Origin of the sequence: Hydrocoleum sp. CS-953 (assembly GCF_002260545.1) — a bacterium.
Lineage (GTDB): Bacteria > Cyanobacteriota > Cyanobacteriia > Cyanobacteriales > Microcoleaceae > Trichodesmium.
Genome location: NZ_LGSU01001093.1, coordinates 1 through 6,698 on the forward strand (window position 1 = coordinate 1; position 6,698 = coordinate 6,698).

4 protein-coding genes are annotated in these 6,698 nt (G+C 35.4%); all 4 read left to right on the forward strand.

Features of this window, described 5'->3' with window-relative positions; translation table 11 throughout:
* The first annotated feature begins 307 nt into the window (after nt 1-307).
* Nucleotides 308-1,159: a 16S rRNA (cytosine(1402)-N(4))-methyltransferase RsmH gene (gene rsmH, locus AFK68_RS16530; RefSeq protein ID WP_094673736.1), complete on the forward strand. Its 852-nt coding sequence runs from the start codon at nt 308-310 to the stop codon at nt 1,157-1,159.
* A 356-nt stretch (nt 1,160-1,515) separates the two neighbouring features.
* Nucleotides 1,516-3,180 (forward strand): SpoIIE family protein phosphatase, encoded by a 1,665-nt coding sequence (locus AFK68_RS16535; protein WP_094671769.1) that lies wholly within the window; start codon nt 1,516-1,518, stop codon nt 3,178-3,180.
* 4 nt (nt 3,181-3,184) lie between these two features.
* Nucleotides 3,185-3,607: an anti-sigma regulatory factor gene (locus tag AFK68_RS16540; protein ID WP_094671770.1), complete on the forward strand. Its 423-nt coding sequence runs from the start codon at nt 3,185-3,187 to the stop codon at nt 3,605-3,607.
* A 1,969-nt stretch (nt 3,608-5,576) separates the two neighbouring features.
* Entirely contained in the window at nt 5,577-6,503 is a 927-nt protein-coding gene (queG, locus tag AFK68_RS16550) for a tRNA epoxyqueuosine(34) reductase QueG (protein WP_094673738.1), read from the forward strand.
* Nucleotides 6,504-6,698 lie beyond the last annotated feature (195 nt).

Below are 6,698 nucleotides of genomic sequence, written 5' to 3' on the forward strand. Positions count from 1 at the left end.
AACTATAGCAATCATATTTAAGTTGTAAGATTTTGGTGGTACTTAGGAGTCAGGAGTCGTAGGGGCGATTTCCGTGCCAGAATGCTCCTAATTACGCGTTTGCGTACCATTCCGGAGGAAATCGCCCGTACAGGAGTCAGAATTTTTAAGGTTTTCAGCTAAAACTAACTATCATAAAAATTCTCACATCTCATTCCTGATTGCTATATAACGTTATAAATATGTAGTGTTTATTTCTCAAAAATACCTAATTTCTGTTACTTTGACTTTTGCAATAAGTCTAATATAATACTAATTTTTGATCTTAATGAACCATGTACCAGTTCTAAGTAATGAATTAATTTCTGGTTTAGCAATCCGTCCAGGAGGTCTGTACTTAGATGCAACATTGGGATACGGTGGCCATACTCAGTTAATTTTAGCTGCTGCCCCAGACGTTAAAGTAGTAGCTATTGACCAAGACGAACAAGCGATCGCCTCTTGCAAAACCTCATTGGCCGATTACAGCTCTAACATCCAATTTTGGTATGGCAATTTTGCTGATTATCAACCTAAAAATCTTGAGTTTGATGGTATAATAGCTGATTTAGGTATAAATTCTGTACAGTTGGATACCCCAGAACGTGGCTTTAGTTTCCGGTATGATGCCCAATTAGATATGCGGATGAACCAGCAACAAACTATAACAGCAGCCGAAATAGTTAATCACTGGGAAGAAGCCAAGTTAGCAAATATTTTTTATACTTATGGAGAAGAACGTCTATCTAGACGTATTGCTAGAAAAATAGTAGAACGTCGTCCTTTTGAAACAACAACCGAGTTAGCAGAAGCGATCGCCCATTCAGTACCTCGGAAATACCGTTATGGTAGAATACATCCAGCTACTCGTGTTTTTCAAGCTCTCAGAATAGAAGTAAATCAGGAACTTTCTAGCCTAGAAACTTTCCTCAAGAATGCTCCTAACTGGCTAAAAACTAAGGGTAGAATCGGAATTATTAGCTTTCATAGTTTAGAAGACCGTTTAGTTAAACATGGTTTTAGAGACTCATCCGTTTTACAGGTGTTGACAAAAAAACCCATCCAGCCTCAAGATAATGAAATATCAACGAATCCACGAGCACGTTCTGCTAAACTAAGATTGGCAGAAAAGTTGAGCTAGGTATATATCAGGGAATTTACACAAAATAATATATATAAAAAAACTGAATTGCTAAATCGTACTTTATCTATATTGCTGATAATCAACATTATTTCCAAGTATAGATAGGATTGAAATAATCAAACCGATGCTCAAAACTACATTGATTAAAGATTACAATTTTATGTAAAGTCATTAAATAACTCAAATTTAGTTCCTTACATAAAGCTAATGACCGGAACAAGTGATGACCAAATTTATCAAATTTTACAGCCACTATATTATTTTGTAAAGCAAAAATATTTTGTTATAAAATACTCTAACGGCCAAAATGAGAGTGTGAGAACTAAAAAAACTTCTGGGAGCCAAATTATAGCATGAGTCGGCGAGAAACGAAACTAAAATTGATGGTAGTCGATGACGAACCAGACAACCTGGATTTGTTGTATAGGACGTTTCGGCGGGACTTTAAGGTATATAAAGCAGATAGTGCCTTCAGTGCTATGGACGTTTTAGAAGAAGTAGGAGAAATGGCACTGATTATCTCTGACCAAAGAATGCCAGAAATGAATGGTACAGAGTTTTTAGGTAAAACCTTAGAAACATTTCCAGATACTGTTCGGATTCTACTGACAGGCTACACAGATGTAGAAGATTTAGTAGAAGCAATCAACTCAGGTAAAGTATTTAAGTATATTACAAAACCCTGGAATCCAGAAGAACTAAAAGTCGTAGTTCAACAAGCTTCAGAAACCTACAAAGTAGTGAAGCAACGCACTAATGCTTTGACTCTTGCTCTGCGACGAGAGTCTATTTTGAATAAGGTTATGAGTGCAATTAGAGAATCATTGGATTACTCTAGTATGTTATCGACAATAGTTCAGACAGTGGGACTAACTTTTGCGGCCACAGAAGGTAGATTATGGCCAGCAGCAGGCGATCGCCTCATGTCTGAGTCTTTTTCCTATCAAAACTCTGAAAATTCTCAAAACGAGTTTCCAATTACTGAAGAATTATTATTGCAGGTATTAGAGAATCGCCAAACTTATTTTGAAGAAGGTTCAGAAAAAAGTAGTTGTAAATTAATAGTCCCTCTAATTTACCAGAAAGATTTACTAGCAGTTTTAGCCCTTAATCAAGAAAATAGTAATAACTTCTGGTCTACTGAAGATGTCAATCTTATAGAAAGTGTATTAGAGCAGGGAGCCTTGGCATTATCGCAAGCTCAACTCTATCAAAAGACTAGAGAACTAGCCGAACAAATGCGTAATGAGCTAGAAGTAGCTCGTCAGATACAGAGCAACTTATTACGTCAAAGTTGGCCAGACTTTGAAACATTTAAGATACAAGGCTGTTGCTATCCTGCTAGAGAAGTAGGAGGTGATTTCTTTGAAGTTTATACTCACTCTCAAGGAGAAATCTGGTTAGCATTAGGAGATGTTTCTGGAAAGGGAGTACCTGCTGCCTTATTTATGGCTAGTGCTATTTCTGTAATGAGACGAGAACTTTCTCAAGAAAATCCCCCAGACCCCTACGAAGTAATGCAAAATCTCAATAGTAGTCTTTCAGATGATTTAATTAGTAATAATTGCTTCATTACAATGGTCTTGGCTCGCTATACACCAGAAACCGGATTATTAGCTTATGCTAATGCTGGCCATATATATCCTTTAGTCTGGTCTAAAACCGCACTGGTAGCTGCTGGAAACCAAGGTTCCGAGGAAGTAAAACCAAATTTCCTCAAAGATCGTGGTATTCCCCTAGGAATATTACCAATATGGAAAGGCAAAGCAGGTACTATAGACTTAGATTCAGGAGATATATTCTTACTTACAAGTGATGGTATCACTGAAGCTACAGTGGTTCAAGAATCTAATGATGGTGGGGAACCAATTCGTGTAATGTTGCAACAAGAAGGTTTATGGAAACTCCTACAGGAGCATAAAGAACAACTAGACCTAAATAGTGTATTGGCTTATATCAGAGCCGATAATCAAGTTCAGGAAGACGATCAAACTATACTATCTCTGGAGGTTCTCTGAATTTATGAAAACTGAGCTTCAGGTGCCAAGCAACCTCAATTTTTTAACTATTGTCGAACATTGGTTATTAAGCAGTTTAGAAGTAGAGCTAGGAGAACATATTGATTGGCCTCGTCAATCCAACCGTTTACGCTTGGTGCTGGCGGAAGCTTATTCCAATGTGATTCGTCATGCTCATAAGGACCAACCTCACTTACCAGTGCTAATACGCTTAGAAATTAAAGAGCGTGATATTGCTTTGGAAATTTGGGACTATGGTCAAGGTTATCGTACAGGGGATTATAATCCACCAACACCAGAAGCCAAACAAGAAAGTGGTTATGGATGGTTGATTATGAATAGATTGATGGATCGTGTAGACTATAGTTTGCAAATAGATGGTAGAAACTGTCTAAAGTTGGAAGCAAGTATACCAGAAAAAGTTTAATAACCCATTGGTTAATTAGAATTGATTGAATTGTAACAAGATTAGTATATTGCTAATGGACTTGCAACCTGATCTCCTGACTTCTGACTGTAAGGGTTGGGTAAACAAACCACCACTTACCATAGCTTTACTGTTGAATAGGCTTAGAAGTTTGACCTCCTCCGGACGTTGCGCAAATACGACAACGCGGGACTTATAGAGTTAATTATAGGTTAACTAATCCGACCGCTCCACCTAGAAACTGTTAGGCTAACTGCCTTATCTATAAAAAATAGCAAATTGTTGGCAAAAGAGTAAGATTGATTCGTATTACCTATTGACCTAATAACCAAGACCAAAAGTATTTTAGCACTTATGCTACAGGATAATCCCGCTTCATTAATTGATAATTGATAATTGATAATTGATAATTGATAATTGATAATTACCTCTGATTAAAACCGTTACGGAATTGAAGATCAGGAAATTCAAGAGCACTTTTTTCCCCTATCCAAGGGGAGGCTTCAAGGCGCGAATTATTTAACTATTAATTATTAATAATTCGGTAAGACTATTCAAACATCCTGGAAAACTTCTGGCAAGTTTCAAACTTATAGCAGTTTTCATGTTTTTTAGAGTACAGAGATTTGGGTTTAAAGGAAGAAGGCTCATATTATCTAGGAGAGAAGGAAGAAGGAAGAAGTAATGCAAGTCAACATGAGTGATAAACCGCTAGAATTTTTATATTTAATACCAAGCATGAAAAAAGAATATTATCTTATGTTCGATTGAATAAGTAGGTAGGTCTAATTAAACGTTAAAAAAATTTGCGTTGCTGAAACCTTGGGATCAATCTTTGCAGAAAAGGTAAATTTTATCTTTATACTTCCTCTTTCTCTAAAGCTATTAATCACCTTTTATATAATAAAACGCCCATAATTTTGTAGTATTTAATAATTTTTGTTAAGTTAAGTTGCAACTCCAGGATACTCTACTACAAAATAAAAATAAGTTTTTTTAATAACAATATATTTTAGGTTAGTTATATGAATAAGTTTTTTCCTTTAACACCTCGCTACCGTCTCAAAGATGATGAGTCTCCTTGGTTAAAAGGAATTGATTCTACCCGCAATTATTGGATTCACATTAATGGAGAAAAAACACTAACAGCCATGATTCCTGGTTTAATCGTGTCTTCTATAGATGAATTTAAACAAAATATCCAAAAATTTCAAGCTTTAGAATCAGGGGCACATATCAAAATAGAGAGATATTTAAAAAGCTGCTATATCTGCTGCATTACTCAAAACTGTTATGCTGTTGAATGTTATTTCAATGGCTTATTAGTATGCCATATATTTGNTTTAAAAAGCTGCTATATCTGCTGCATTACTCAAAACTGTTATGCTGTTGAATGTTATTTCAATGGCTTATTAGTATGCCATATATTTGATCGAGAAACTTTAGAGAGCTTGTTAATGACAAGTCATCCTGACTGGAAATGCCGTCCTAAAGATGTGGAACTGGGAGAATGAATGTTAAATAGTTCCTTACAAATATCCCCAAAAACTTCAAATTAAAATATTTACTTTATAAATATTTCGGAGGCTAATTTTATGACCATACTTGGGTTTTATAAGTTATGTTTTAGCAGACTATAAATTCCACAAGAGTTAAGTTAAATAACAGTTTTAGCTAGGTTTAGGAATCAGATATAAATCAAACTTAGAGTGTTCATGTTAATAAGTTTTCGGAGGCATTTTGTGTATATTNGTTTTATAAGTTATGTTTTAGCAGACTATAAATTCCACAAGAGTTAAGTTAAATAACAGTTTTAGCTAGGTTTAGGAATCAGATATAAATCAAACTTAGAGTGTTCATGTTAATAAGTTGCAAATCGTACATAAAAAAGACGACTATTCTTATACATTCTCTCTTTATTTATCTATAAGAATGTCGAGTAAAATGTTGTTTAAAACAAATCATATCGATGAAATCCCCTATTAAAAGTAGTCAAATTAAACAAAAAGCCCTAGAATTAGGATTTCACAAAGTTGGGATTGCTTCAGCTAATGAAATTGGCTCAGAAATAAATAGATTACAAGGGTGGTTGAATAAGGGTTATCAGACAGATTTAGAATGGATGGCTAATCCCAAACGTCAAGATTTAAAGCGAGTTATGCCAGAGGTACAGTCTGTTATTTGTGTGGCACTCAACTATTACACGCCACATCAACATTCTGAAAATAATAAGATAGGCAAAATTTCTCGCTATGGGTGGGGTAGGGATTATCACAAAGTGGTGCACAAAAAGTTAAAAGCTTTGGCCAACTGGCTGCAAGAGCAAGACAAGGAGATTTTAACCCGCTATTATGTAGATACTGGCCCTATTATGGAAAAAGCATTGGCGGAGCAAGCTGGATTAGGTTGGATAGCAAAAAATGGTAATCTAATTACTAGAGAATATGGTTCATGGGTATTTTTGGGGGAGGTGCTGATCAACCTAGAGTTGACAAGCGATCGCTCTCATACTGCACATTGTGGTAGTTGTACTCGTTGTCTTGAAGCTTGTCCAACTAATGCCATTGTAGAACCTTTTGTTGTTGATGCAAATCTTTGTATTGCTTATCATACAATTGAAAACAGAAATCCTGAACTGCCTGCACATATTAAGTCAAATTTAAAAGGGTGGGTTGCAGGTTGTGATATTTGCCAAGATGTTTGTCCTTGGAATCAAAGATTTGCTCAAGAGACAAATATTGATGATTTTCAACCCTACCCTGATAATTTAGCACCTCAGTTAACAGAACTAGCAGAGATATCAGAAGAAGATTGGAATAAGCAGTTTCCGGCCTCTGCATTACGACGCATTAAACCGGAAATGCTGCAACGAAATGCTCGTGCTAATCTTCAATAAGCGTGAAAATTAAAAATTATCTACCCCCATAGATTTATTGATTTATATTTTCTCAATCTATTAGAGATTGAATGTATCAAGAAATATAAAAAAGGAGATAGAGAATACTTATAGCAGTTTTCATGTTTTTTAGAGTACAGAGATTTGGGTTTAAAGGAAGAAGGCTCATATTATCTAGGAGAGAAGGAAGAAGGA